Source organism: Alcanivorax profundi (genome assembly GCF_003597125.1).
Taxonomy (GTDB): Bacteria; Pseudomonadota; Gammaproteobacteria; order Pseudomonadales; family Alcanivoracaceae; genus Alcanivorax; species Alcanivorax profundi.
This window is the reverse complement of the sequence record NZ_QYYA01000001.1, coordinates 323,525-347,094: the sequence shown is the minus strand read 5'-3', so window position 1 is coordinate 347,094 and position 23,570 is coordinate 323,525. Positions and strand designations below refer to the sequence as shown.

Annotated in this window: 28 protein-coding genes and 2 tRNA genes; 10 read left to right on the top strand and 20 right to left on the bottom strand. The window is 58.3% G+C overall.

Annotated features, from left to right (window positions below; translation table 11 throughout):
• Positions 1-68: 68 nt before the first annotated feature.
• The 3 genes from prfB to D4A39_RS18150 all read right to left on the bottom strand — a co-directional run bounded on the left by prfB (position 69) and on the right by D4A39_RS18150 (position 2,911).
• Positions 69-1,185 (bottom strand): peptide chain release factor 2 gene (prfB, locus tag D4A39_RS01655; protein ID WP_119917379.1). Its coding sequence is split into 2 segments (ribosomal slippage): positions 69-1,112 and positions 1,114-1,185, totalling 1,116 coding nucleotides; the frame shifts between segments, so codons are not numbered across the junction.
• Between the two features lie 125 nt (positions 1,186-1,310).
• Positions 1,311-1,595, bottom strand: a complete 285-nt coding sequence (locus D4A39_RS01650; protein WP_022984483.1) for a DUF7352 domain-containing protein — start codon at positions 1,593-1,595, stop codon at positions 1,311-1,313.
• Between the two features lie 197 nt (positions 1,596-1,792).
• Positions 1,793-2,911 (bottom strand): BamA/TamA family outer membrane protein, encoded by a 1,119-nt coding sequence (locus tag D4A39_RS18150; protein ID WP_158586909.1) that lies wholly within the window; start codon positions 2,909-2,911, stop codon positions 1,793-1,795.
• A gap of 307 nt (positions 2,912-3,218) precedes the next feature.
• Between D4A39_RS18150 and D4A39_RS01640 the strand changes: the two genes are divergently transcribed.
• Positions 3,219-3,551, top strand: coding sequence for a hypothetical protein (locus tag D4A39_RS01640; RefSeq protein ID WP_022984481.1), 333 nt, complete (start codon positions 3,219-3,221; stop codon positions 3,549-3,551).
• A 56-nt stretch (positions 3,552-3,607) separates the two neighbouring features.
• On the opposite strand, the gene D4A39_RS01635 is transcribed toward D4A39_RS01640, so the two are convergent.
• The gene (locus D4A39_RS01635) at positions 3,608-4,060 is read right to left on the bottom strand and encodes a hypothetical protein (RefSeq protein ID WP_233552381.1); all 453 of its coding nucleotides are present in this window, start codon (positions 4,058-4,060) and stop codon (positions 3,608-3,610) included.
• Positions 4,053-4,373 carry an ArsR/SmtB family transcription factor gene (locus tag D4A39_RS01630; RefSeq protein ID WP_233552380.1) on the bottom strand — a complete coding sequence of 107 codons (321 nt, stop codon included), beginning with the start codon at positions 4,371-4,373 and terminating at the stop codon, positions 4,053-4,055. The genes D4A39_RS01635 and D4A39_RS01630 overlap by 8 nt, the downstream gene beginning before the upstream one ends.
• A 107-nt stretch (positions 4,374-4,480) precedes the next feature.
• Here D4A39_RS01630 and D4A39_RS01625 point away from each other — a divergent pair, with 107 nt between their 5' ends.
• The 3 genes from D4A39_RS01625 to D4A39_RS01615 all read left to right on the top strand — a co-directional run bounded on the left by D4A39_RS01625 (position 4,481) and on the right by D4A39_RS01615 (position 8,891).
• The gene (locus D4A39_RS01625) at positions 4,481-5,737 is read left to right on the top strand and encodes an NADH:flavin oxidoreductase/NADH oxidase family protein (protein WP_119917376.1); all 1,257 of its coding nucleotides are present in this window, start codon (positions 4,481-4,483) and stop codon (positions 5,735-5,737) included.
• 77 nt (positions 5,738-5,814) lie between these two features.
• Entirely contained in the window at positions 5,815-7,140 is a 1,326-nt protein-coding gene (locus D4A39_RS01620) for a Na+/H+ antiporter family protein (protein ID WP_119917375.1), read from the top strand.
• A 275-nt stretch (positions 7,141-7,415) separates the two neighbouring features.
• Positions 7,416-8,891 (top strand): AbgT family transporter, encoded by a 1,476-nt coding sequence (locus D4A39_RS01615; RefSeq protein ID WP_119917374.1) that lies wholly within the window; start codon positions 7,416-7,418, stop codon positions 8,889-8,891.
• Positions 8,892-9,043: 152 nt separating this feature from the next.
• Here D4A39_RS01615 and D4A39_RS01610 read toward each other — a convergent pair whose 3' ends face one another.
• The 7 genes from D4A39_RS01610 to D4A39_RS01580 form a co-directional block, all read right to left on the bottom strand.
• Positions 9,044-9,427 (bottom strand): DUF4870 domain-containing protein, encoded by a 384-nt coding sequence (locus D4A39_RS01610; protein ID WP_022984475.1) that lies wholly within the window; start codon positions 9,425-9,427, stop codon positions 9,044-9,046.
• Between the two features lie 54 nt (positions 9,428-9,481).
• Complete coding sequence (queF, locus tag D4A39_RS01605; RefSeq protein WP_022984474.1) at positions 9,482-10,306, bottom strand: NADPH-dependent 7-cyano-7-deazaguanine reductase QueF; 825 nt, start codon at positions 10,304-10,306, stop codon at positions 9,482-9,484.
• A gap of 45 nt (positions 10,307-10,351) precedes the next feature.
• Complete coding sequence (locus D4A39_RS01600; RefSeq protein WP_022984473.1) at positions 10,352-11,125, bottom strand: ABC transporter permease; 774 nt, start codon at positions 11,123-11,125, stop codon at positions 10,352-10,354.
• The gene (locus tag D4A39_RS01595) at positions 11,122-12,051 is read right to left on the bottom strand and encodes an ABC transporter ATP-binding protein (protein WP_022984472.1); all 930 of its coding nucleotides are present in this window, start codon (positions 12,049-12,051) and stop codon (positions 11,122-11,124) included. The genes D4A39_RS01600 and D4A39_RS01595 overlap by 4 nt, the downstream gene beginning before the upstream one ends.
• Before the next feature lie 44 nt (positions 12,052-12,095).
• On the bottom strand, positions 12,096-12,761 hold the full coding sequence (locus D4A39_RS01590; RefSeq protein WP_119917373.1) for a histidine phosphatase family protein: 666 nt from the start codon (positions 12,759-12,761) through the stop codon (positions 12,096-12,098).
• 130 nt (positions 12,762-12,891) lie between these two features.
• Positions 12,892-12,967, bottom strand: a tRNA-Gly gene (locus D4A39_RS01585).
• Positions 12,968-13,001: 34 nt separating this feature from the next.
• Positions 13,002-13,077, bottom strand: a tRNA-Glu gene (locus tag D4A39_RS01580).
• A 185-nt stretch (positions 13,078-13,262) separates the two neighbouring features.
• Here D4A39_RS01580 and D4A39_RS01575 point away from each other — a divergent pair.
• Positions 13,263-13,922 (top strand): glutathione S-transferase family protein, encoded by a 660-nt coding sequence (locus D4A39_RS01575; protein WP_022984470.1) that lies wholly within the window; start codon positions 13,263-13,265, stop codon positions 13,920-13,922.
• A 130-nt stretch (positions 13,923-14,052) separates the two neighbouring features.
• Here the strand turns inward: D4A39_RS01575 and D4A39_RS01570 are convergent, their stop codons facing one another.
• The 8 genes from D4A39_RS01570 to ccmA form a co-directional block, all read right to left on the bottom strand.
• A complete protein-coding gene (locus tag D4A39_RS01570; protein WP_119917372.1) occupies positions 14,053-14,553 on the bottom strand; it encodes a GDYXXLXY domain-containing protein in 501 nt (166 codons plus the stop codon).
• The gene (locus D4A39_RS01565) at positions 14,546-15,844 is read right to left on the bottom strand and encodes a DUF2157 domain-containing protein (RefSeq protein ID WP_119917371.1); all 1,299 of its coding nucleotides are present in this window, start codon (positions 15,842-15,844) and stop codon (positions 14,546-14,548) included. Before D4A39_RS01565 ends, D4A39_RS01570 begins: the two co-directional genes overlap by 8 nt.
• A gap of 399 nt (positions 15,845-16,243) precedes the next feature.
• Positions 16,244-17,731: a RimK family ATP-grasp domain-containing protein gene (locus D4A39_RS01560; protein WP_022984467.1), complete on the bottom strand. Its 1,488-nt coding sequence runs from the start codon at positions 17,729-17,731 to the stop codon at positions 16,244-16,246.
• 332 nt (positions 17,732-18,063) lie between these two features.
• Positions 18,064-18,516: a cytochrome c maturation protein CcmE gene (ccmE, locus tag D4A39_RS01555; protein WP_102792438.1), complete on the bottom strand. Its 453-nt coding sequence runs from the start codon at positions 18,514-18,516 to the stop codon at positions 18,064-18,066.
• A complete protein-coding gene (ccmD, locus tag D4A39_RS01550; protein WP_233552379.1) occupies positions 18,500-18,706 on the bottom strand; it encodes a heme exporter protein CcmD in 207 nt (68 codons plus the stop codon). The genes ccmE and ccmD overlap by 17 nt, the downstream gene beginning before the upstream one ends.
• Positions 18,703-19,470 (bottom strand): heme ABC transporter permease CcmC, encoded by a 768-nt coding sequence (ccmC, locus tag D4A39_RS01545; RefSeq protein ID WP_022984464.1) that lies wholly within the window; start codon positions 19,468-19,470, stop codon positions 18,703-18,705. The genes ccmD and ccmC overlap by 4 nt, the downstream gene beginning before the upstream one ends.
• The gene (gene ccmB / locus D4A39_RS01540; RefSeq protein ID WP_102792422.1) at positions 19,471-20,139 is read right to left on the bottom strand and encodes a heme exporter protein CcmB; all 669 of its coding nucleotides are present in this window, start codon (positions 20,137-20,139) and stop codon (positions 19,471-19,473) included.
• Complete coding sequence (gene ccmA / locus D4A39_RS01535; protein ID WP_119917370.1) at positions 20,136-20,753, bottom strand: cytochrome c biogenesis heme-transporting ATPase CcmA; 618 nt, start codon at positions 20,751-20,753, stop codon at positions 20,136-20,138. The genes ccmB and ccmA overlap by 4 nt, the downstream gene beginning before the upstream one ends.
• Before the next feature lie 109 nt (positions 20,754-20,862).
• On the opposite strand from ccmA, the gene D4A39_RS01530 reads away from it, so the two are divergent.
• The 5 genes from D4A39_RS01530 (at position 20,863) to D4A39_RS01510 (ending at position 23,399) form a co-directional block, all read left to right on the top strand.
• Positions 20,863-21,441: a lipocalin family protein gene (locus tag D4A39_RS01530; RefSeq protein ID WP_022984461.1), complete on the top strand. Its 579-nt coding sequence runs from the start codon at positions 20,863-20,865 to the stop codon at positions 21,439-21,441.
• Positions 21,438-21,848 (top strand): DUF4279 domain-containing protein, encoded by a 411-nt coding sequence (locus tag D4A39_RS01525; protein ID WP_233552378.1) that lies wholly within the window; start codon positions 21,438-21,440, stop codon positions 21,846-21,848. The genes D4A39_RS01530 and D4A39_RS01525 overlap by 4 nt, the downstream gene beginning before the upstream one ends.
• Positions 21,832-22,296, top strand: coding sequence for a CYTH domain-containing protein (locus D4A39_RS01520; RefSeq protein WP_022984459.1), 465 nt, complete (start codon positions 21,832-21,834; stop codon positions 22,294-22,296). Before D4A39_RS01525 ends, D4A39_RS01520 begins: the two co-directional genes overlap by 17 nt.
• 52 nt (positions 22,297-22,348) lie before the next feature.
• Positions 22,349-22,894: a carboxypeptidase-like regulatory domain-containing protein gene (locus D4A39_RS01515; RefSeq protein WP_119917369.1), complete on the top strand. Its 546-nt coding sequence runs from the start codon at positions 22,349-22,351 to the stop codon at positions 22,892-22,894.
• A 190-nt stretch (positions 22,895-23,084) separates the two neighbouring features.
• Positions 23,085-23,399: a DMT family transporter gene (locus tag D4A39_RS01510; protein ID WP_022984457.1), complete on the top strand. Its 315-nt coding sequence runs from the start codon at positions 23,085-23,087 to the stop codon at positions 23,397-23,399.
• Positions 23,400-23,570: the final 171 nt, after the last annotated feature.

The window sequence follows — 23,570 nt, the reverse complement described above, 5'->3', positions numbered from 1 at the left end:
ACGTCGTTCGCAAATCCAAAACCTGTCTTAAATGCCCGGCGTCAGCGCTCCGACGCCAGACCGCCCGACTACAATCCCGCTTTCAGGGAGGCTTCAATAAAGGGGTCCAGCGCGCCGTCCAAAACCGCCTGGGTATTGCGGTTCTCGACACCGGTGCGCAAATCCTTGATACGCGCATCATCCAGCACGTAGGAGCGAATCTGGCTGCCCCAGCCAATATCCGCCTTGCTGTTTTCCAATGCCTGCTTCTCCGCGTTACGTCGCTGCATCTCCAGCTCGTAGACCTTGGCCTGCAACATTTTCATGGCCTTGTCCTTATTCTGGTGCTGGCTTCGTTCGCTCTGGCACTGGGTCACCACGGTATGCTCGGTGCCACCGTCGTCCTTGAACAGATAGGTCAATCGCACTGCGGAATCGGTACGGTTAACGTGCTGACCACCGGCACCGGAGGCGCGGTAGGTATCTACCCGGAGGTTACCGGTATCAATCTCAATGTCGATATCGTCGTCCACTTCCGGGGAAACAAATACCGAACTGAAAGACGTATGGCGGCGACCACCGGAGTCAAACGGACTCTTGCGCACCAGCCGGTGCACACCGGTTTCAGTGCGCAACCAGCCATAGGCATACTCGCCTTCAAAGCGGATGGTAGCGGATTTTATCCCCGCCACATCGCCGGCCGATGCTTCTACCAGCTCGGTTTTGAAACCGTGAGCCTCGCCCCAGCGCAGGTACATCCGCAGCATCATTTCGGCCCAGTCCTGCGCCTCGGTGCCTCCGGAACCGGCCTGAATATCCAGATAGGCGAAACAACCGTCCATTTCTCCGGAGAACATGCGGCGGAATTCCAGATCGCCCACCATCTTCTCAAGCCGCTCCAGCTCGCTTTCCACTTCCGGCAAGCTGTCTTCATCGCCCTCTTCAACCACCAGATCAAGTAACCCTGCGGCATCTTCAATACCCTGGGTTGCTTCATCGATGGTCTTGACCACGCCTTCCAGCTGGGCCCGTTCCTTGCCCAGCCCCTGGGCATAGGCGGGGTCATTCCAGACATCCGGATTTTCGAGCTCGCGCTCGACTTCGATCAGACGTTCGCTCTTGTGAGCGTAGTCAAAGATACCCCCTAAGCGCGTCGACACGCTCAGACAGGTCAGAAAGGTGGGTACGCAGCGGATTGACTTCCATTACGGCTCTCTTCTGGTCAGCGAAACGCGGGGGCAACCAGCTGACGGTTGAACCCGCGTGAAAACGGCGCAGTTTAGCGTTTTGCGCCGCCGATGACGAGGGCTGCAGGTACAGCCCGACCGCGATCAGGCCTTCAATTCGTAGACGTGATAAGCCTGGGCTTTCATGTGGTCAATGGTGGTACCCAGATAGCTGGCGTTGTCTGGAATCCCGGAACCGGTATTGAATACCTTGAAGCTACGGACTTCTTTGGGAGTATCAATAACCGTATCAGCATCCACTTCCACCCACATACAGATTGCTGCATCCTGCAGGATATAATCTACCCGCAGCACTTTGCCTTCTTCGGGCAGGCGGATCTCCTGCACATCATTGGACACCTTCAGGCGGTGTTTATGAATAGTCTTCATGGTCCCCTCCGTTAAGGACACACCGCAGCCGTGACGATAGCCAGGGCGCAGCGCAAAACGATATCGGCCTTGTGGGCCACAGATCAGCAAACACCCTCCGCTCCCGACGGGGAGGCGAAAGACGCAAAGCGCAATGCTAGCAAAAAGGCCGGCCACAGACAGCCATTGTCGACAATTTTACATACCCTCCACGCAGGTCAGAAGCGCTCACCCAGCTGAATGAAGAACACCGTGTCATTATCCGCAGTGAACGCCACATCCAGCCCCAGATGCAGAGGCTTGTCCCGGGTAGTCTGCCAGTGAAGTCCGGTCCCAGTACTGTGGGCGCTCTCCCCCGAAAGCAACTCGTCCGCGGCCTCACTGATCCAGCCATGATCATAGAATCCCAGCCACATCCAGCGCGGATGAAACTTGTAGCGCCCCTCCAGGTGGACGGTCATGGCCACATCATCCATATAACGGCCGCGGTTATACCCTCGCACCGTGACGGCGGACTGACTGAAAAATGGCACCGCACCACTGCCGCGTTCCGACTCACCATTGACAGCCAGCACCAGTTTTTCACTGACAGACCAGTACTGACTGTAGGACAACCGTGTCTTGCCGTAGTCAAAATCACTGCCAAAGGTATCTGAAAAGTCGAACCACGATGCGGAGAAATTAGCGCCTCGACGGGGATAGTAGTTGTTGTCCCTGGAGTCGTAGCTGAGAACCAAACCGCCGGCTCCCATGGCAATGTCTTTGCCTACCGCAGGCAAAACGGGTTCAAACTGTGGAAAGTTCATTTCCACACGGCCTTGTGAATAGAGCAAGGCTGGACCAGCAAACCAGTGCTCGGTCCCGGGCAAGCGCCACAATGCCCTGAAATAGCCAATTGACATATCCAGCGTGTAATCCAAGGGACGATCCGCAAACGCCCCTTCCCCGCCAAAGCCATAGTATTCCAGCTTCAAGGAGCCGGCACCGGCCACCGCGGACACCCTCAAACGGTCCTCAAAGAGATAATCCTGGTGAAAAATCCCGGCAACCCAGCTGTCGGAATCCGTGTATATGCCGCCAATCCCGGTCGTGGGATTCGGGCCTTTTCCGTCCCCCCGCGACGGATGCAGATAGAGGCCAGCCAACTGCAGACCCGAGCCCAATGTGGGGTTGGACATGGGAATGGGCACCACTACCACATTCCCTTTCTCCAAAGTCGACCCCGTCCGACCTTGTTCAATATTGCCAATAAATTCATCAGCCTGTGGTGCCGCGGCATTGGCGATTGATACCAAAACCATCGCCACCAGCACCGCCGGCATCATATACCACCGCATTCTCTCCCCCCCCGCCGACACCTCATTCGCCACCCAGCCCCTCCTTGAAAGGGCCACCGGCATCACCGCCGGCACATGGATTTTACTCCTATGACCATGACAAGCGTTCACACTTAATCCCTAGAAAAGAAACAGACCTAACGATGATGTTGACTTGCCATCACCTGTGCCACCATCCGGACCGATGGAGCATTAAAAAATCACTACATACGGGTTACAGCTTTACTGCCATGACACAACAGGACGGACCGCCTGTTCGCAGTACAGTCAGTATCGTAGTGGTAACAACAACAAGGAAGGGCACACTATGTCAGCATTCAAGATGCCTCTCGCCGGCGCCGCCATCGTGTTTGGCATGGCGTTTAGCACACCGGTGATGGCAGACCAGCAACAGGCCACCGTAATTCTCAGCCAGAGCTGTGAATACATGCTGCTCAACTCCAGTCGCGGCATGGTACTGGTGAAACAACTGGACGGCACAACGCCCAGGGAAGGCGACACCCTCAGCGGCAGCTTTATTGCCGGTGACTTCAGCAACCTGCAGAACAATCGCAATCAGGATTCCATGCAGGTTTGGGTCGATGTTGTGGACCCGCACAGCAGCAAGGCCCTCAGTCAATACGGCCGCTACTGTACCTGACACGCAGCCCTGCTCAACGTCCCGGTTTTCATCCTGATGAAACCGGGAATGGCTCATCAGCGCATCAGCACGCCCGTGAACAACACCAGAAAGCCGCCAACCTCGGCAACTATCAATGCCACCATGAAGGTTGTCATCATCACGGGGGCCAACGTGCCCTTGCCGAATTGGTGGGGACGCTGCAGCTGGTTGCGCGTATCCCGAAGCATCCCGTGCAGGATGTAACTTCCAACCGCCAAGGCAAAGAACAGCATGCTGGCCAATACCGCCAGGGTATTGGTGCGGTCACTCCACACACTCAGCAGGGCAAACCGCTCCAGCACCAGACAAGCAAAGGCATACATCAGGCTGGCCCGGTGAGCCACATCCACATAATAGTGGGCACGCGCCTTTTCACTCTGGCTTACCTGCCAATACTTCCATACCCCGGTCAGCAAACCGGTAAGGAAAAACAGGCCACATCCATAAAGAGCCCAGTCGCTGGCGGGCATCCACAACCACTCAGACATGGAAAAAATCCCCCAGCCGCGACTGCATGGCAATGTCCGGCAAACAGAAACGGCGACGCCCTACCTGCTCGACCCGGATCAAGCCGGCTTCCACCAGCTCTTTGACATGATGCGACACCGTAGGCTTGCCGATATTCAGCCGTTTCATGAAATCGCCGAACGCGCAACCCGCAGAAACCTCCTGCAAATCCGCCTGCCCCTTTTCCCTGCAATGGGCAAGCACCTGCTGATAGATTCGCAGACGGTTTGGATTGGCCAGAGCCCGAAAGGCAGCGACCAGCTGCGCCTCGGAGACCGTGTCAGTCTGTGCCAAAACCCATCCTCCCCAACAAAACAGTTTGACGATTATCGAACCAAAATATAGTTTGAGCAACATCGAACTATACAGTAATCGCCCAGACCGGGCACAGGAGGACCACTGTGAGCCACGCGGATACCCTGAAAACATCGCTCGCCCTGCCCTGCGGCACGGCCATTCCCAACCGGTTCGGCAAATCCGCCATGAGCGAAGCCCTCGGCACCATCGATAATCATGTCACCCCGGCGCTTGAGACACTGTATGGTCGCTGGTCAGACGGCGGCACCGGGCTGTTGATCACCGGCAACATCATGATCGACCGCAATCACACCGGCGAGCCCAACAATGTCGTGCTGGAAAGCGAGCAGGATCTGCCCCTGCTTAAACGCTGGGCTGAGGCCGGCAAACGCAACGGCAATGAAATCTGGGTACAGCTGAACCACCCGGGCAAACAGATCCCCCGCATGCTCGCCAGTGGCGATACCCTCGCGCCCTCCGCCGTACCGTTCGGAAAAGAACTGAAAAGCGCCTTCAAAACCCCCCGTGCGCTCACCGAAGCAGAGATCCGCGACATCATTAAACGCTTCGCCACCAGCGCCGCCATCGCCAAAAAAGCTGGCTTTACCGGGGTCCAGATTCACGGAGCACACGGCTATCTGGTCAGCCAGTTTCTCTCCGGCCACCATAACCAGCGTACTGACCAGTGGGGCGGCCCACTGGAAAACCGGATGCGCTTCCCGCTGGAAATTTACCGGGCCATTCGCAAGGCCGTCGGCGACGACTACCCTGTCAGCATCAAACTGAACTCCGCCGATTTCCAACGCGGCGGCTTCACCGAAGACGAATCCATGACGGTGGCGCAAACCCTTGCAGAAGAAGGCCTGGATCTGCTGGAGATTTCAGGCGGCAACTATGAAAACCCGGCCATGGCCGGCGCCAAAGGGGTCCGTGAAAGCACCGTAGCCCGCGAAGCCTACTTCCTTGATTACGCCAACGAAATCCGTAAACGGGTTTCCATTCCTCTGATGGTCACCGGTGGCTTCCGCTCCGCCAAAGCCATGGCCGAAGCCGTAGAAAGCGGCGCCACCGACATCGTCGGCATCGCTCGCCCGCTGGCAGTAGAGCCCGATCTGCCCAACCGTATTCTTGCCGGCCAGGACGGGCTCATCAGCCGGGTCACGCCACGCAAAACCGGCATCAAGATGATCGACGAGATGGCCATGATGGAAGTCTCCTGGTTCTCCCGTCAGTTACATCGAATGGGCAAGGGCAAAGACCCCAAACCCGATGAAAGCGTGCTGCTCGTGCTGTTCAAAGTGATCGCCGACATGGGCCTGGGCAGCTTCCGCACGCGGAGACTGCGCAGCAACCAGGGTTGAGTGTGAGGCGCCAGCCACCGTTAGGAAGCGCTGGCGCACCCTGCTAGACTTTTCCGCATTCCAATGCGGAGCGTTCCATGTCATTGCTTGCCAATCCGGTTATCTGGTCGGTACTCATACTGATGGGCCTTAGCCTGGCCCGAATGAACGTGGTGCTGGCGCTCCTGTGTGCGGCACTGGTTGCCGGCCTGGGCAGTGGGCTGGATCTGACTGCAACCCTGTCCGCCTTCAGTGGCGGCCTGGGTGGTGGTGCCAATATTGCCCTGAGCTATGCCCTGCTAGGCGCCTTCGCGGTTGCTATTGCCCGCTCCGGGATCACCGAATGGCTCGCCGGGCGCATTATTGCCCGGCTGGGCGGCACGCCGGCACCGCAACAATTGCGGCGAATCCGCACTCTGCTACTCACCGTACTGCTGGCAGCGGCAGTGATGAGTCAGAACCTGGTCCCCATCCATATCGCCTTTATTCCCATCCTGGTGCCCCCTTTGCTGGAAGTAATGCATCAGCTGCGGCTGGACCGCCGGCTGGCTGCCTGCATTCTCACATTTGGTTTGATCACGCCTTACATGGTGCTGCCCGTGGGCTTTGGCAGTATTTTTCTACATACCCAGCTGGGCCCCAGTCTCGCCAAGGCTGGCCTGGAGCTGCCCAAAGGGGATTTGCCTCTGGCCATGCTGCTGCCCGCCGCCGGCATGGTTGCGGGCCTGATTCTGGCGTGCATCCGCTACCGACAACCTCGCGATTACCACCCCGTTCAGCTTCCCGGTGAAGAACAACACGCTCCGCTTTCCAGCCGTAATGTCATGGTGGCCGCCATCGCATTGGCGGCGGCATTGGCTCTGCAGCTGTACAGCGACTCCATCATTCTTGGCGCACTGGTCGGTTTCCTGGTCTTCACCGCAGGCGGCGTGGTGCCGTGGCGAGAGTCTCAGGATGCCTTTACCCAAGGGGTAAAGATGATGTCACTGATCGGGTTCATCATGATTGCCGCTAATGGCTATGCCGCGGTCGTGCAGGCCGGAGATCAGGTTCCCGCTTTGGTAGCAACGGTGACGAGCGGACTGCAAAGCCCGCCCCTTGCGGCGGCCCTGCTGTTGCTCCTGGGGCTGTTCGTCACGCTGGGTATCGGCTCCTCGTTCTCCACGATCCCCATCATTACCACTCTCTACGTCCCATTGTGTGTGGCATTGGGCTTCTCACCGCTGGCCACGGCAGCGCTGGTTGGCAGTGCCGCCGCCCTGGGCGATGCCGGCTCGCCAGCCTCGGATTCCACCCTCGGCCCAACGGCGGGCCTTAACGCCGATGGCCAACACGACCACATTCGCGACACGGTTATTCCGACCTTCATGCACTACAACCTGCCGTTGATGGCGGCGGGCTGGCTGGCCGCCATGTGGCTTTGAGAGACGCTGCTCGCTTCCCGCAACAGGTGGCACGCTAAAACATGGGGCGCGGGATGCCTCTGGGCAACAATAATGTTGGAGCGGTCGCTGGAACGCGAAATGACCCAAGCCCGAAAACCGCGGTCGAACAACCGCTCCTGCAAAACAGGGAAAGCCACCCAGCGTGCTCCAACGAAATGGCCCAGCCCCACAGGGCACACCAGCACAAGACAAACCGGCCCCCGCGTTGTAGCGTGTTGCGTGCAGCTTGACGCTTTCACATACAAGGATCTCTCATGCCACGGCACACTCTGCTGACCCGGCTGGAAACACTCGGCAATCGACTGCCCCATCCCACACTATTATTCGTGTGGCTTTGCCTGTTACTGCTGCCACTCACCACACTGCTAAGCGCATTGGGGCTGACCACCACTCATCCCATCACTGACGACACCGTCGCGGTGCGCTCGCTGATTGACGGTGACGGTGTGCGGTATCTGTTCACGTCATTGGTCAGTAACTTCACCGGTTTCGCCCCGCTGGGGGTCGTACTGGTTGCCATGCTGGGGCTCGGGATCGCAGAACAATCCGGGTTGCTGTCCGTGAGTCTGGCCGCGCTGGTAAAGGGTGCCTCCGGGAAACTGCTGGTGGTCACCGTAGCGTTCGCCGGAGTGCTGTCGAGCATGACGGTGGATGCCGGCTATGTCGTGTTGATCCCGCTCGCCGGGCTGGTGTTCCAACTGGCCGGACGCTCCCCGTTGGCCGGTATTGCCACTGCCTTTGCGGGAGTGTCCGGCGGCTTCAGCGCCAATCTGCTGGTAGGGCCGGTCGATGCCACTCTCGCCGGCCTGACCAGCGAAGCGGTCGCGCTGGTGGACCCGAGCCGAACCGTTGATGCCACCGGTAATTACTGGTTCATCATCGTGTCCACCTTCGTGGTGACAGCTCTGGTCAGCCTGGTCACCCTGCGCCTCGCCGAACCGCGCCTTCGAACAACGACAACCGAAACCGCCGTAGAGGTTGAAACGCCCGTCAGCCACCCCACGGCCATGCGCTGGACGCTGGCCACTCTTGCGGTACTGCTGACCCTGACCGCCCTGCTGGTGATCCCCGACAACGCCCCCCTGCGACACCCGGACACCGGCAGTGTACTGGGCTCGCCGTTCATTCACGGCCTGGTGGTAATTGTGGCGTTGCTGGCAGGGATATGCGGTGCCGTCTACGGCCGGCTCAGCGGTCGGTTTCGCCATGGCGGCGATATCATTACCGCCATGGAAACCACCATGGCCTCCATGGCGGGTTATCTGGTGCTGATGTTTTTTGCCGCCCAGTTTGTCGCCTGGTTCAATTACAGCCAGCTGGGCGTCCTGCTGGCTGTTGAGGGCGCAGCGTGGCTTGGCAGCCTGTCGATTCCCAAAGTTGCCCTGCTGTTGTTGTTCGTGTTGCTGGCTGCCCTGATCAACCTGATGATTGGCAGCGCTTCGGCCAAATGGTCGATTCTGGCTCCCATCTTTGTGCCCATGCTGATGTTGCTGGGCATCGAACCCGAAGCCACCCAGGCGGCCTACCGGGTGGGCGATTCCAGCACCAATATCATTACCCCGCTCATGCCCTACTTCGTGCTGGTACTGGGCTTCGCCCGGCGCTATCAACCCGACACCGGCATCGGCACCTTGATGGCACTCATGCTGCCCTACAGCCTGACGCTACTGGTGGGGTGGTCGGTGTTACTGGGAATCTGGATCGGGTTTGGCTGGCCGCTGGGGCCGTGAAGACACAGCTGCGGGCCATGAGCGACTAGCTGCGAGAAAAAGATAAAACCGTTGGTAATTCAGGGCGCAGACGCATTAACCAGCCCCTGGCAATAAAAAAACCGCGCCTGCCTGGCGCGGTTTTTCTCGTAGCTAGCCGCTCGTCACGGCTTTTACTTGATCAACCGCAACGTGAAAGGATACCGATAGGCCACACCGTCATTGGCTTTCAATCCGGCAATGATCACCATCACCACCCAGAAGATGAACAGCACCGGCATCAACACGGCTCCAATCGCCACAAACATCAGCAGAAATGCGACGAAAAAGGCGATCAGCATGGTGATATTGAAGTTCACGGCTTCCTTGCCCTGATCATCGACAAAAGAACTTTCATCCTTCTTGACCAACCACATCACCAGCGGGCCAATCAAGCTTCCGAAGGGAATCACCAACCCGATCAACGACAACAAATGGCAGCCCATCGCCTGGCTGCATTCTTCCTTACTCGGGCCTTGCGGTTCAGCCCCACTTTGGGATTGTTCATTCTCAGTCATGAAACCTTTCCTTGTTGATGACAAAAGAAACAGTCTAGCCTGATGTAGATACCGTTACTGCCGAATTGTTCTCCTATTTGGCAGCGGCTGCTCGCTGTTGGAACGGAACGGGTTGATGTCGATACCGCCACGGCGGGTAAAACGGCCATAAACGGTCAAGTGACGCGGCGAGCACTGCGACATCAGGTCAACAAACATCTGCTCGATAATCTGCTCATGGAAGCCCTGATGATTGCGCAAGGACACCACATAACGCAGGAAGCTGGCCGGACTGATAGCCCGACCGGTGTAACGGATCACCACTGTGGCCCAATCCGGCTGGTTGGTGACCGGGCAATGGCTTCGCAGCAAATGCGAATAGAGCTGGCCGGTCTGCTCTGCGCCCTGATCACAGAGCAACAGTTCCGGGTTGTATTCGTAGTGCTCGAAATTCAGGTCGATGTTATCGACGCATTCACCACGATCTTCCCAGGTGGGAAAACCCGCGGATTCCTCCAGTGAATACAGCAACACCTCAATATTGCCACCGACGGTCTGCGCCACGTCTTTTTCGATGGCAGCACGGACCTTGTCACGATCATCAAAGCGCGAGTTGGCGAAGGAATTGAGATACAACTTCAGGGATTTGGATTCGACAATATTCGGTGTAGTGCAGGGAATGCGCAGCTCGCACATAGCCACAATGGGCTTGCCCTTCTCATTCAGCCAGGACAATTCATAGGCATTCCAGATATCCGTGCCATGGAAAGGCAAGCTGGTATCTTCCAGCTCAAGGCTTTCCCGGGCATCCCAGCGGGGTACCGGACAAAGCAACGAGGGCGTGTACTCGTCCACATACTCACTGGAGCGACCCAGCGGGGTTTCCTTCAAGTAACTCATGGTGTCTCCTGGCTCAGCCGTCCGTTGGCTCAATATCCATAATAATTAATGTCGGATGCCGGTACCACGTCGCAATAACCACAGCGCGAACAGGTAAAAGGCCACCACAAAGCCACAAATGGCCGCCAGAGAGGCGTAAACATTCACATCACTGACACCCAACACCCCGTAGCGGAAGGCATTCACCATATACACAATCGGATTGGCCAGGCTCACGGTGCGCCAGAATTCCGGCAGCAGATCAATGGAATAAAACACTCCACCCAGATACGTCAGGGGGGTCAGGATAAAGGTGGGCACAATGGAGATATCATCAAACTTGTTGGCAAAGACCGCATTGATAAAGCCCCCCAGTGCAAACAGGGCCGCTGTCAGTATCACTACCGTGACCGTAATCAGCAGGTGTTGCATGCTCAGGTGCGTGAAAAACAGGCTCAGCAGACTGACAATCAACCCGACCAGCATCCCGCGCACCATCCCCCCCACTACGAAACCGGTGAGAATCACATGTGGCGGCATGGGAGAAACCAGCATTTCTTCGATGGAATGCTGAAATTTGGTGGAAAAGAACGAACTCACCACATTGCCATAGCTGTTCTGGATCACGCTCATCATGATCAGGCCGGGCACGATGTACTGCATGTAATCGAACCCGCCCATGTCGCCAATGCGGCTGCCAATCAGGTTGCCGAAGATGACAAAATACAATGTCATGGTTATTGCCGGCGGCAACAGTGTTTGTGGCCAGATCCGGGTGAAACGGCGAATTTCCTTGGTGACGATGGTCATGAACGCCACCCACTGATCACGGGCCTTCATGCTTTTTCTCCGGGCAGGTTCTGCTCAACCAGTCGCACAAACAGTTCTTCCAGCCGGTTGGCCTTGTTGCGCATGCTCATGACCTCGAACTGCTGTTCCGCCAGGGCGACAAACAGGGTGTTCAGGCTTTGCGTTTTGGGTACCGCCACCTCCAGGGTCTGGGCATCACGCAACACCACATCGAATCCTTCCAGCACTGGCGCAGTCTCCACCGGCCGAGCCAGATCCAGCACGAACGTTTCCACCTGCAGTTTTTCCAGCAGCGCACGCATGGAGGTATTTTCGACGATGGTGCCGTGGTCGATGATGGCAATGTTACGGCAAAGGGATTCTGCTTCTTCCAGATAATGGGTCGTCAGAATAATCGTCTTGCCTTCCTGGTTGATGCGGGTGAGAAAATCCCACATGGAACGGCGTAGCTCGATGTCCACACCGGCGGTAGGTTCATCGAGGATCAATAACTCGGGCTCATGTACCAGGGCACGGGCAATCATCAACCGGCGTTTCATGCCGCCAGAAAGTGTTCGCGACTGCTTGTCCCGCTTTTCCCACAACCCCAGCTGGCGCAGATATTTTTCCGCCCGCTCTCGGGCCAACGGCGCAGGGATACCGTAAAACCCGGCCTGGGTCACAACGATATCAAACACTTTTTCAAACTGGTTGAAGTTGAATTCCTGCGGCACCACGCCAATCTTCATCTTGGCCTGGGAACGCTGGGTATCCAGCGAATGCCCGAAGATACTGACATCTCCTCCACTCTTGTTCACCAGAGAACTGACCACCCCAATGGTGGTGGATTTGCCGGCGCCGTTAGGCCCCAACAGGGCAAAGAAATCGCCCTTCTGAACCTCAAGATCAATGCCTTTGAGTGCTTGAACACCATTGGCATAGGTCTTGGTGAGATTCCGAATCGTCAATGCAGACAAGATTCACCTCAATGCGAATTAGGGAAACAGGGAGCGAAACGAAATTACAGTGCGCAGTGGCCGTGATCGCCACGCCAGATCCAGTGCATCCGGCTGTCCGTGAACCAGACCCACAGCCCTTCCATCATCCAGGGCCAGTCATCCTCGGTAATCTTGCGACGACCGTGTAGCTCGGCCACCAGCACGGCCAGAATGGTGTCGTGGGTAACATGCACGTTGAGATGCCCCGCCTGTGGCTCCCGCTCGCGCAGGTACGCCGCCAGCTTGGCGCGCCCTTCTGCCGGTGACAGCATGCCGTCGAAAGGCTCCTGCAAGTGCTGGTTAAGAAAGCGGAACGCCCCCATCTTCAGGAAAGTGGGGCCGATTTCGTTGATATCAACCACGTAGCACCCCGGTTCGACCAGCGTGGTATCGGTGGTGATCTCCGGGAGCGCCTTGAGCAAACCCGCCTTCTTCGCCCCTTCTGCCATGGCCTTGGCCGTGTTGACACAACGGCCCACCGGGCTGGAGTAGAAGGCATCCACCGGACGATTCAGCTTGCTCCCCCAGTCACGCGCCATATCCACCCCCTCCGGGGTCAGCGGCAAGCGGTAATCGGCGAAGCCATTCTTGGCCAGTTCCCGCACGGAATGGCGGGTGAGCAGGTGGACAGGTTTGTCCCCGGGCAACAGGTTGAGAGCTTCCAGCAATCGCGGGTGTAGGCGGGCCATAGTCACATCACTTCTGGTCAGCCATCAGTGTAGGCAGCTATGGACAGAATGCCAATGGTGGAGAACGGCCAGACAAGAGACGGACGCGTAGCGGCACAAAAAAAGGGACCCGATTGGGTCCCTTTCTATTTGGAGCGGGAAACGAGATTCGAACTCGCGACCCCGACCTTGGCAAGGTCGTGCTCTACCAACTGAGCTATTCCCGCTTAACTTGCTGCCAGCTAATCACTAGCGAATTAGTGGCGTCCCCTAGGGGAGTCGAACCCCTGTTACCGCCGTGAAAGGGCGGTGTCCTGGGCCACTAGACGAAGGGGACCCGGGCTTGACGTGGTGCGTCAAAGCGGCGCGTAGAATAGGTATCTGGTGCCCCTTCGTCAAGGAAAAATTTTGTCCTTCCTCACCATTGACCCGAAAAAGTCACGCTGCTCTGATAATGGCGCGCTATAACGACGAATCTTTCGTCAACTTGCTGAAAAAACGCTCATTTATCGGGAGAAATGCATGTCCATCAAGTTGTACGGGGCCGCTCTGTCGCCCTTTGTCCGTAAAACCCGCGTTGCCCTGGCACTGAAAGGCATCGAGTACGAAGCCGTCCATGTGGACCCTGCCAACATCCCGGAAGGCTACGAAAAGATCAGCCCCATGAAACGTATTCCGGCGCTGGAGATTGATGGCCAGTACCTGGCCGATTCCGCCGCCATCTGTACCTGGCTGGAAACCACCCAACCAGAACCCGCACTCTACCCCAGCGATGCCATGGAACGTGGACGGGTGATCTGGTTTGAACGCTTTGTGGATTACGACCTGGCCATGCGCTGCACCTTCGCGGTGTTCCGAAACCGGGTGGTGATGCGGCTCATGGGCAAAGAGTGCGACGAGGACAAGGTCCAGCACGCCCTGAGCACCACTATCCCCCCGCTGTTCGCCTATCTGGACAAGGAACTGGAGGGACGTGACTACCTGGTGGGCAACAGCCTGACCGTCGCCGATATCGCCCTGGCCAGCCAGATGGTCAACTTCAAGCACGGTGGCGAACAGATTGATGCCAACACCTACCCCAACCTGGCCGCCCACACCGAGCGCATGCACGCGCTGGCACCTTTCGCCCAAACCATTGAGAAAGAGTCCGGGTTTATTCACAAGGTGCTGGGAAGTCAGTGAACAGTTAACAGTGAAGAGTGAACAGCACGCGTTCAGCGCGGCAGGTTCCTGAACGCATGAGGCCGCGCCCATTCTCTGGGCGCGGCCTCATGCGTTTTGGAGCAGAAAGCCCCATCCGCGACACTACTAACTATTCACTGTTCACGGAAACCAGAGCGGCGCGCCCATTTGGCGCTACCCTTACCACCGCAACAGCAGCATGGCGGAGTTGCTTTTCCAGAGCCAGGGCTTTTTCCTTCGGAGCGAACAGGGCTTCGATGCCGAAGGTGACACGGCTGCCGCTGCGCCAGGGACGGCTGGTGACCCGCCCGCGCAGAAACACCCCGCTTTCCGGCCGACTCGCCTGAGCCGGTTGCGGGTCCCAGAGGTCACCGTGGCGAACCAGCGGGACATACACCACATCACCGGGGCGAAAGTCAGCTGAGGCTCCTGGCTCTATGGTGTCGAAGTCGTAATGCAAGCGGGCATAATTACCGCGGAACAGATCGCGGGGATCCACCGGGCGCGTTTTCAGTCGCACCTCCTCACCCAGCCACAGGGGATAAAAGCCGTTCACCCAGACACCGGCCATGATCACCAGCTGGAACAGGATAGCCGCCACAAAGGCGAATTTGCGCTGCCGGTTATTCATGGCCCGCCCCTCCCTGTCGATCTCGCCAGTAGTGGGCGGCCAGGAACAGAATGCCGGCCGCCAGCAGGAACAACACCGAGCCCCCCACGTAATCACCCACCAGATCCACGTAGCGCATCATTCCCAGCACCAAAAGCAGCGCCACCCCGCTGTAGAAATACTGGCTGAGCCCCTTGAGCAACCCCTGCTGCACCAGCACGATGGCCGAGCCCAGCACCAGCAGATTGACCAGCACCGTCACCGGGACAGCCATGGACTCGCTGATTCCTCCATGCAACAGCACCATGACCAGTGGCAGCCCCATCACCAACCCACGGGATAACGGGTGAGCCGAACGGTTACGCAGGGCCAGCCAGGCCGCCGGGATGGCTGCCAGCAAGCCCATCCACAACCCCGGATCCATTACGGTCTCCAACTCTTTCAGGTACCCCTCACAGAACTCGGTGAAGGTAAACGGCAGCAACAAGAGTAGATAACCCCTCAGCGCCCACAATGACAACAGCGTGGCGGTACGGCGCAGGTACACCGAGGTCGTGGCCGAGAGCCGGTGCCCGGCCATGAAGATCAGCGCCAACAGTCCCATGTTCAGGGTCAGATGGCCGGCCTCGATATCCGGTCGCCAGGGGTAACCGTAGGCCCAGCCCAACAAGACATTCAGCCAGGTCACCGCCGCCGCCACGGTAACGATCATCAGCCCCGCAGAACATGCCATCCGAGCCACCGCAACACTGCACCCCAGGAACAGCACCATGGCCCAAGGTGGGCTGAACTGGCCCTCGGCCATCAACCAGAACAAGGCCAGTGCCAGCATCAACAGGGCAATCACACGGCTGCGGGTCAAGAGCGCCATGGGCGCCACACCCAGCGCCCACACCAACAGACCATCCGGGAAGTGCTCTCCCAAATGGTAAATCTGCGCGATCAGCATGATCGACGCCCCGTAACTGATACTCCCGACAAACAGCCAGCCAATGCCGCTGCCATCACGCAGGAAGTGCCGCACCCCGATACCGTTCAGCACCAGGGTTGTCGCCACCAGGCCCAGCATGGGCACCGCGCGGGGAATTTCCTCCCAGTTGGCCGACACCAGCAGCATCATGGCCATACCGGCAAACAACAGCGCCACGCCCACCAGTACCTTGTAGGCCAGCGAGCCATCGCTGACATCCTCCAGACTGGTGCCGTAGCGCGCCAATATCCGCTCGCCCTGCTCCGCACTGATGTCCCCGTCATCCACCCATTGGCGACATTCACTGCGAAGCTCCCGGCGCAATAATCCAAGCAGTTGCATGAATCAGTCCTGTGTCTTTTTTTCGATAAGACCGCAGCACAAAGGGAAACGCAATGGAGGGGTGTTACGGGGTGTTTGGTTGGGTGTTCAATAGAGAGACGCTTCCCGCAATCCGCTTTGCGCTAGAAAGCCTCGACACCAAGGCCGAACAGGAGTGCAAGAAGAAGACAGATCTCCGCCGGAGCACCAGCCTTGCAGGCCCTCTCTCTTGTCTCATTCGAACAGTGTTTGAGGATCCTTGCCTTGCTGACGCGAGGATCGCCATGCCGGCCGTGTCTTGCACAGGTTATTTATTGGCGCCAACCCAACGATCTGGAAAGGGTTTCCGTTCTTCTAAAAACCCTGGAACCATGTTGGGTTTTGCTTTCCAAACAAGCACCGCTCACTGCTGGGAGCGAGTTACACCGACAGGCCGAGGCGTTTGGCTTCCAGGCGACGCAGGAATTCAAGCATGACCTGGCGATAAAGGTCTTCGCCCAGCCAAGCATCTTCCACCCCGGCATCGATGTTGGGGTTATCGTTGACTTCAATGACCACCACCTCGTCACCGGACTGTTTCAGGTCCACGCCATACAGGCCATTACCCATCAGGCGAGCGGCTTTCAGGGCGGTTTTCAGCACCTTGGCCGGGACTTCCTGTACGGGCAGGGTTCGGCTGTTACCCGAGGTCGTCTTTCCACTGCTCTGGTGGTGATAAATCTGCCAGTGCCCCTTGCTCATGAAATACTGACAGGCGAACAACGGGCGATTGTTGAGCACACCAATGCGCCAATCATAGTCGGTATACATAAAGGCCTGCGCCAGCACCACCGATGACTGTTTCAGGTACTGTGCCAGCGCCTTTACCAGCTCTTCGCGGGTCGCCACCTTGGAGATGCCACGGGAGAAGCTGCCATCGGGAATTTTCAGCACCATGGGCAGATTCAACTCATCGATCAGCCGATCTACCTGCTCATCATCATCGCTGAAAATAAACGCCGTCGGCGGCACCGGCACATTGTTTGCCTGCATCAGCTCGGCCAGATAAATCTTGTTGGTACAGCGGAGAATCGAGCCGGGGTCATCAATCACCACCATGCCTTCCTGTTCGGCCTTGCGGGCAAACTGGTAGGTGTGGTGATCCAGCGCCGTGGTCTCACGGATAAACAATCCATCGTATTCGCCCAGCCGGGTGTAGGCGTCACGGCCGATCAGATCCACGCGGATGCCCAACTGCCGGCCGGCTTTCACGAAGCGTTTCAGGGCCGTCTTGTTGCTGGGCGGCAGGGCTTCCTGGTCGTTGACCAGCAGGGCCAGTTCATAACGGTCGCTGCGACGGCGACGGGGGCTGCGCCAGACCCGCTCGTTAAACTGCTCCAGCGCCTGGGCAAAACGGTCTTCCTGCTCGCCTTTGAGCTGTTTCAGTGTCAGCGGTTTCAGTGCTTCGATGGCCCAGTTTTCGCGGCGCCGGAATTCCACTTTCAATAGCGGGCAAGGCAGCTGGTCAAAAATCTGCCGGCCCAGTTCCCCCAGGCCTTCCTGATCGGTCTGGCCAAAGAACAGCAGCAGGCTGAAATGGTCCGAACCACCGCCCTTGCGCTTCATGGCCTTGTCGAGCGCCGTCTCGAACTGTTCAAAATGCAGCCCGTACAGCGCCTTGCGGCTCAGGTCATTCACGGTGCGCACCGACGGCATCACCCGCTGACCACGGGCTTCTGCCAGCAACGAGCAGTAGTAACCTGGGCTCAAATACTTGTAGCTGCGGCACAGGTTGATGACCTGCACTTTCTTGTCGGTACACACCGGCTGCTGCGCCTGCAGATACTCCTTGGCAGACAACAGATGACGAGCCGGATAATACGCTGCCCAGTCCGCGGGATCGTCGACCAGAATGATGACCTGACTCATGAAAAGCCCTGACAAAAGGGGCGCCGCGACAGGGCGCCGATAGCCGCGAATTTAGGGCCTTTGGGAGGGGGCTTGCAAGGGAAAGTTAACAGTTAACAGTGAATAGTTAACAGCGTCGCGGAATAGGCAGAAGCCGGCTCGAAAGCAAGAAGCCGCGTCCATACTCTGGCCATGGTTTTAAGGGGTTTTGGGGAGCGCAGCGCAGGGCGGAGTTCAAACCGGTGGAATACCCAGCTCCCTGAACGCAAAAGGCCGCACCTATTCCCCGGCGCGGCCTCCCACATCGCAGCCAGAGCAACCCAGACCGCGAACTATTCACTGTTAACTATTCACTATTCACTGCTTTTCTGCGCCCCCGGATGCCCCGCCTTCTCCAACGCATCCTGCACTTCCGGGGGCATGTAGGTTTCGTCATGTTTGGCCAGGACTTCTTCGGCCTCAAAGCGTTCACGGCTGATCAAGGTGCCGTTGGCGACGATGCCCTGACCCTCACGGAACAGGTCGGGGAGGATTCCCTGGTAGTGCACCGTGAAGCTGCCCTTGCCATCGGTGATGTCAAAACTCACGTCCAGGGTCTCTTCATTGCGCACGACAGACCCGGCTTCCACCAGCCCGCCCACTCGCATCTGGGTATTCAGGGGCGCTTCGCCAGAGGCGACCTGCTGGGGCGTGTAGAACAGGTTGATGTTCTGACGCAGGGCGTAAAACATCAGGCCCACCGCAATGGCCAGTCCAACCAGCACGGCCAGGACCAGAAGCAGGCGTTGTTTACGTACGGGATTCATCATTTACCTCGGCATCCAGTTCGGCGCGGCGCTGCTGCCGTGCCAGGGTTTGGCGCACCTGTCCCTGTCCGCGAAGGGCCAGCACCATGCTGGCAATAATCAGGAACGCACTGATTCCGTAAGCGCTCCAGACATAAAAACCGTGTTTACCCATGGCCAGGAAATCGGCAAAGGATTCAAATGCCATCATTGCTCTCCTTTCTCCGGCCGGGTCACCAGTTTGGCCACCCATTTGCTGCGTCGCTCGCGCCACATCACCTCGGTGCGGGCACGCATCAACACATTCACGGCATACAACAGCCACAGGCCCAGCATGCTGATCAGCAGCGGGTACTTCATGGCCGGGTTAATGGTGGATTCGCCAAACAGCTTGAGCGTTGATCCCTGATGCAGGGTCTGCACCCACTCCACGGAATACTTTACGATGATCACGTTGATCACCCCCACCATGGCCAGCAAGCCCGCCGCCCGGGCGGCCTGCCGCGGGTCGCGGATCACATTCTGCAGGGCAATCACGCCGACATACATGAACAGCAGGATCAGCATGGAGGTCATGCGCGCATCCCACTGCCAATAGGTGCCCCAGGTGGGTTTGCCCCACAGCGCGCCGGTGACCAGTGAAATAGCGGCCAGCGCCGCACCAAACGGGGCAATGGCCTTGAGCATCACTTCCGCCATCTTCATGCGCCAGACTACCGCCACCAGACCGGCCACGCCCAGCGCCATGTAGCCCATCAACGCACCACTGGATGCCGGCACATGGATGAAAATAATGCGATAGCTATTGCCCTGCTGGTAGTCACTGGGGGCAAAGCCCAACCCCCACACCAGACCAGCAAGCAAGGTCACCAGTGCGATCGGCGTGAGCCACGGCAACACCGAGGAGCTGAAAGTATAGAAATAGCGCGGGGATCCCAGCATGTGGTACCAGCGCTTGATTGTTTGCCAAACCATTTAGTTACCCGAACTGATTTTGAGACCGGCCGACACGGCCAGAGGACCCAGGCTGGCCGTCAGCGCCAGCAAGGCACCCAGAATGGCCAGAATGCCATTGACCGCGCCACCTTCCGCGGCCGCACGGATGACCCCGGCACCGAAAATCAGCACCGGAATGTACAGCGGCAGCACCAGTACCGCCAGCAGTATCCCGCCTCGATTCAACCCCACTGTCAGGGCTGCCCCGATGGCGCCAATAATGGTCAGTGCCGGCGTACCCAGCAGCAGGCTGAGCATCACCGTGCCCAGCACCGCATTGGGTAGTTGCAGCATGTGTGCCAGCACCGGCGATACCAGCACCAGCGGCAGGCCGGTCAGCAACCAGTGCGCGAGCAGCTTGGCTGTCACCGGCACCACGGCCATCACCGGCGCGGTGAGCAACAGTTCCAGCACACCGCTTTCCTGGTCGCGACGGAACAGACCATCCAGCGACAACATCACCGCAAGCAACGCCGCCACCCAAAGTACACCGGGGGCAATCACCGCCAGCACCTCGGGCTTGGGTGAGATAGCCAGTGGAAACAGGCTGATCACCATGACAAAGAAGAACAACGGGTTGATCATCTCCGCCGGACTACGCCACAGCACCAGTAATTCCCGCTTCAGGGCCGCGCCAAAGGCACTCATGAGAGCACCTCGGCGCGGCCTTTGGCCAGATGCAGACGACGGACGCCCTCACCGACCTGATGGTGTGATGTGTAGATCACCAGGGTGCCCGCCTCTGCCGCCTGCTGGATCCGCGCATCCAGTTGCGCAACACCGTCCTGGTCGATGGCAGTGTAGGGCTCATCCAGCACCCAGATAGCCTTGGGCGCCAACCACAACCGGGCCAGCGCAATGCGCCGCTTTTGCCCGGCAGACAAATGCGCTGCAGGAACGTCTTCAAACCCCTGCAAACCAACGGCTTTCAAGCCTGCCATGGCATCGCCGCCCTGGGCATTCAAGGCACAGGCATAATCGAGGTTCTCCAGGGGGGACAGCTCTTCACGGACCCCCGGTTGGTGGCCCAGATATAACAACTCACGCTGCCAGTCCGGCTGCCACCAGTGACGCCCACCGTCGTAAAAGCCATGCAGGCCAACCAGAATCCGCAACAGGGTCGTTTTCCCTGCGCCATTGGCACCGGTAATCTGCCAGATTTCACCGGCCCGGGCGGTCAGGCTGAGACCACGAAACAGCACGCGATCATCACGTTCGCAGTGCAATTGTTCCAGTGTCAGTCGAGTATCGGCGTCGGACAAAATCGGGCTCCCTGAATCAGCGCCGGAGTATATCACGGCCACTTTGTGTGGGCTTGATACCAACGGCCACACCCCGCATTCTGAGAACACCTGATTTCTGGAGACTGGAATGAAACACCCTGTCGCAGCCCTGCTCCCGCTTATTGCCACCTTGCTGCTCAGCGCCTGCGGCGGCCACGAGAAACCTCTGGCCACCGTCAACAAGGTGGATTTGCAGCGCTATGCCGGAACCTGGTACGAGATTGCCCGCCTGCCCCAATGGTTCCAGCGTGGCTGCTACGATTCCACCGCCACCTACAGTCTCAACGACGACGGCACCGTGAAGGTTATCAACCGCTGTCAGCGGGAGGGCGAACAAACCAGTGAAGCGGAAGGCACTGCCCGGGTGGTACCTGGCTCTGACAATGCCAAATTGAAGGTGCGATTCGATAACTGGGTATCCCGACTGATCCCCACCATCACCGAAGGCAACTACTGGATTATTGCCCTGGACAAGGATTACCAGACCGTGGTGATCGGCGAACCCAGCCGGGAATACCTGTGGATTCTGGCGCGCCAGTCAGAACTACCCGAAGACCAGTATCAGGCGCTGGTACAGGTCGCCCAAGAGAAAGGGTTCCCGGTCGAAGAACTTCAGCGTAACCGCCAGCTACGCCCTGAAACAGCGGCGCCGGACGGCAGCGAATGATGGAACACCACGTCTATTTTGCCATTGTCGGTTTCGACCACGACCCAGCCCGGCTCGACGTGCTGTTGGGACAAGGCGCCGATGACTACTGGCGCGAAGGCGACACCTACAGCGACGCCTTCCCGGACGCTCAGCGGCGGGAAAACCGCTGGATCCTCTCCAGCCAGCTGGACGAGCGAGCAAGCCATCGGGACCACTTCGAAAAGCTGCTGCTCAAACTGCAACGCCTGGCCCCCCAGCTGAAAAACCTGCCTGGCGATTACCGCTACGGCATCGGTGTGTCACACTACTTCTTTATGGACGACCCCGCCTTCTATCTGCCCGATGACATTATTGAAGGCTTCAACGCACTGGGGTTTGATGTGACCTTCGACCAGCTGGGAATCGATAATGGGCCAGGAAATTGAACGCAAGTTTCTCGTCAGCAACACCGCCGTTACCCAAACGCTTGAAGGGGAACGTCTGACCCAGGGGTATCTCAGTCACGACAAACACGCCACGGTGCGCGTGCGCATCGCCGGGGCAAGCGCCTGGTTGACCATCAAGGGCAAGACCACTGGCGCTACCCGCAGCGAATTCGAGTACCCCATTCCCGTCGACGACGCCCGCCAGATGCTGGATGAGCTGTGCGGCGCCGGCGTCATCGACAAGACCCGCTACCGCCTGCCCCAGGGCGACTTGTGCTGGGAAATAGACGTTTTTCACGGCGACAACACAGGCCTGGTCGTGGCAGAAATCGAACTGCCCAGCGAAGACACCCCTTTCGACAAACCCGAGTGGCTCGGGGACGATGTCACTGGCGAAACACGCTACTACAACAGCGCCCTGAGTACGCTGCCCTATAAAAAATGGTGAGAGCGTTATCTCCCTGTTATCGGCAAGGCACACACAACATAACGGACCGAACATGAGAAAATACCACTGGCTGGCACTGGCCCTGCTCTTCAGCAGCCTAATGACCAGCGGCTGCCTGCCCACCATCAAACGTCAGTGGGGTGTCCAACCGGTGGACGGCACCCTTGTCGATGGGGTCACCGGCACCCCGGTTGCCGGTGCCGTTATCACCAACGCGGATGACCCAAGCCTGTCAGCCACCACGGATAAAGACGGCTATTTTGCGATCGAAGAGCAAAGCCATGTCGGGCTGCACCTGATCATGGCCGCCAGTGCCATGCGTACCCAGACATGGCAGATCCGGCATCCCGATTATGCATATGCAGAAATCGGTACCCGCACGCTGATCCCTCCGCTGTCGCGGCAACCCAGCCACCTGCAGCTGCCACTGTTCACGGAACAGCCCTCCTCCCCACCGGACTGCCCGGCCTATGGGTATTTGATGGCACTGGCCCAATGGCAGGACGACAACGGCATCGACGAACCGTGGATAGAGACAGATCGCTGCCATAACGAGGAAGCAATGCAATCCCTTATCGATACCTGGTACCCGGAATAAATGGTGCCCGGAATAAAACCGCACCCTCTCCAGTGAGTAAGGCATACCGTCCGTCCGCCCAACGCATTTGCGGGCCCCCACACCTTGAAATTTTCGCCACTCACACTATATTCCTGAACAACATTCACGCCCGAGGACGACCTCGATCACACGGCATCACCCGGGGACGGCCCCATGCAGGAGTTACCTCATGGCATGGGCTTACATTTTCTTCGCGGGATTACTGGAAATTGGCTGGGCGCTGGGACTCAAGGCCAGCCACGGTTTTACCCGTCCGCTACCCACTGTTCTCACCCTGATCGCCGCCGCCCTGAGCTTCTGGCTGCTGGCTCAGGCCATGCGCACCCTCCCCGCCGGCACCGCCTATGCCGTCTGGAGCGGCATCGGTGCCTTCGGCACGGTGCTGCTGGGCATCGTTTTCTTTCAGGATTCGGTATCCGCCGGCAAGCTCGCCTGCCTGCTGATGATTGTGGCCGGCATCGTCGGGGTTAAGATTTTTTCATAACCTCCCAGCAGCCAGCCATCGCACCACCTTGCCGCAGGAGCGTCGCTCGCGGCGCGATGCCTGAACCTTTAAAAACAGGGTTTAACATAGAGCGCACCGAGATCACTGAGGAAAAAGATTTTGACTCGTGCGCTCTGTGGCGACCCCCTGTTGATCCTGATGGTTTATCGC

Bases quoted from the DNA above. Each gene is read 5' to 3' on its own strand.
- D4A39_RS01515 (WP_119917369.1), top strand. From the start codon at position 22,349: ATGAGAAAATACCACTGGCTGGCACTGGCCCTGCTCTTCAGCAGCCTA.
- D4A39_RS01650 (WP_022984483.1), bottom strand. From the start codon at position 1,595: ATGAAGACTATTCATAAACACCGCCTGAAGGTGTCCAATGATGTGCAG.
- queF (WP_022984474.1), bottom strand. From the start codon at position 10,306: ATGAGTTACTTGAAGGAAACCCCGCTGGGTCGCTCCAGTGAGTATGTG.
- D4A39_RS01570 (WP_119917372.1), bottom strand. From the start codon at position 14,553: ATGAATAACCGGCAGCGCAAATTCGCCTTTGTGGCGGCTATCCTGTTC.
- D4A39_RS01620 (WP_119917375.1), top strand. From the start codon at position 5,815: ATGTCATTGCTTGCCAATCCGGTTATCTGGTCGGTACTCATACTGATG.
- D4A39_RS01590 (WP_119917373.1), bottom strand. From the start codon at position 12,761: ATGGCCCGCCTACACCCGCGATTGCTGGAAGCTCTCAACCTGTTGCCC.
- D4A39_RS01635 (WP_233552381.1), bottom strand. From the start codon at position 4,060: ATGTCTGAGTGGTTGTGGATGCCCGCCAGCGACTGGGCTCTTTATGGA.
- D4A39_RS01525 (WP_233552378.1), top strand. From the start codon at position 21,438: ATGATGGAACACCACGTCTATTTTGCCATTGTCGGTTTCGACCACGAC.
- D4A39_RS01600 (WP_022984473.1), bottom strand. From the start codon at position 11,125: ATGAAGGCCCGTGATCAGTGGGTGGCGTTCATGACCATCGTCACCAAG.
- ccmB (WP_102792422.1), bottom strand. From the start codon at position 20,139: ATGAGTGCCTTTGGCGCGGCCCTGAAGCGGGAATTACTGGTGCTGTGG.
- D4A39_RS01510 (WP_022984457.1), top strand. From the start codon at position 23,085: ATGGCATGGGCTTACATTTTCTTCGCGGGATTACTGGAAATTGGCTGG.
- D4A39_RS01575 (WP_022984470.1), top strand. From the start codon at position 13,263: ATGTCCATCAAGTTGTACGGGGCCGCTCTGTCGCCCTTTGTCCGTAAA.
- ccmE (WP_102792438.1), bottom strand. From the start codon at position 18,516: ATGAATCCCGTACGTAAACAACGCCTGCTTCTGGTCCTGGCCGTGCTG.
- ccmC (WP_022984464.1), bottom strand. From the start codon at position 19,470: ATGGTTTGGCAAACAATCAAGCGCTGGTACCACATGCTGGGATCCCCG.
- D4A39_RS01520 (WP_022984459.1), top strand. From the start codon at position 21,832: ATGGGCCAGGAAATTGAACGCAAGTTTCTCGTCAGCAACACCGCCGTT.
- D4A39_RS18150 (WP_158586909.1), bottom strand. From the start codon at position 2,911: ATGCGGTGGTATATGATGCCGGCGGTGCTGGTGGCGATGGTTTTGGTA.
- D4A39_RS01640 (WP_022984481.1), top strand. From the start codon at position 3,219: ATGTCAGCATTCAAGATGCCTCTCGCCGGCGCCGCCATCGTGTTTGGC.
- ccmD (WP_233552379.1), bottom strand. From the start codon at position 18,706: ATGATGGCATTTGAATCCTTTGCCGATTTCCTGGCCATGGGTAAACAC.
- D4A39_RS01565 (WP_119917371.1), bottom strand. From the start codon at position 15,844: ATGCAACTGCTTGGATTATTGCGCCGGGAGCTTCGCAGTGAATGTCGC.
- D4A39_RS01610 (WP_022984475.1), bottom strand. From the start codon at position 9,427: ATGACTGAGAATGAACAATCCCAAAGTGGGGCTGAACCGCAAGGCCCG.
- D4A39_RS01560 (WP_022984467.1), bottom strand. From the start codon at position 17,731: ATGAGTCAGGTCATCATTCTGGTCGACGATCCCGCGGACTGGGCAGCG.
- D4A39_RS01615 (WP_119917374.1), top strand. From the start codon at position 7,416: ATGCCACGGCACACTCTGCTGACCCGGCTGGAAACACTCGGCAATCGA.
- D4A39_RS01530 (WP_022984461.1), top strand. From the start codon at position 20,863: ATGAAACACCCTGTCGCAGCCCTGCTCCCGCTTATTGCCACCTTGCTG.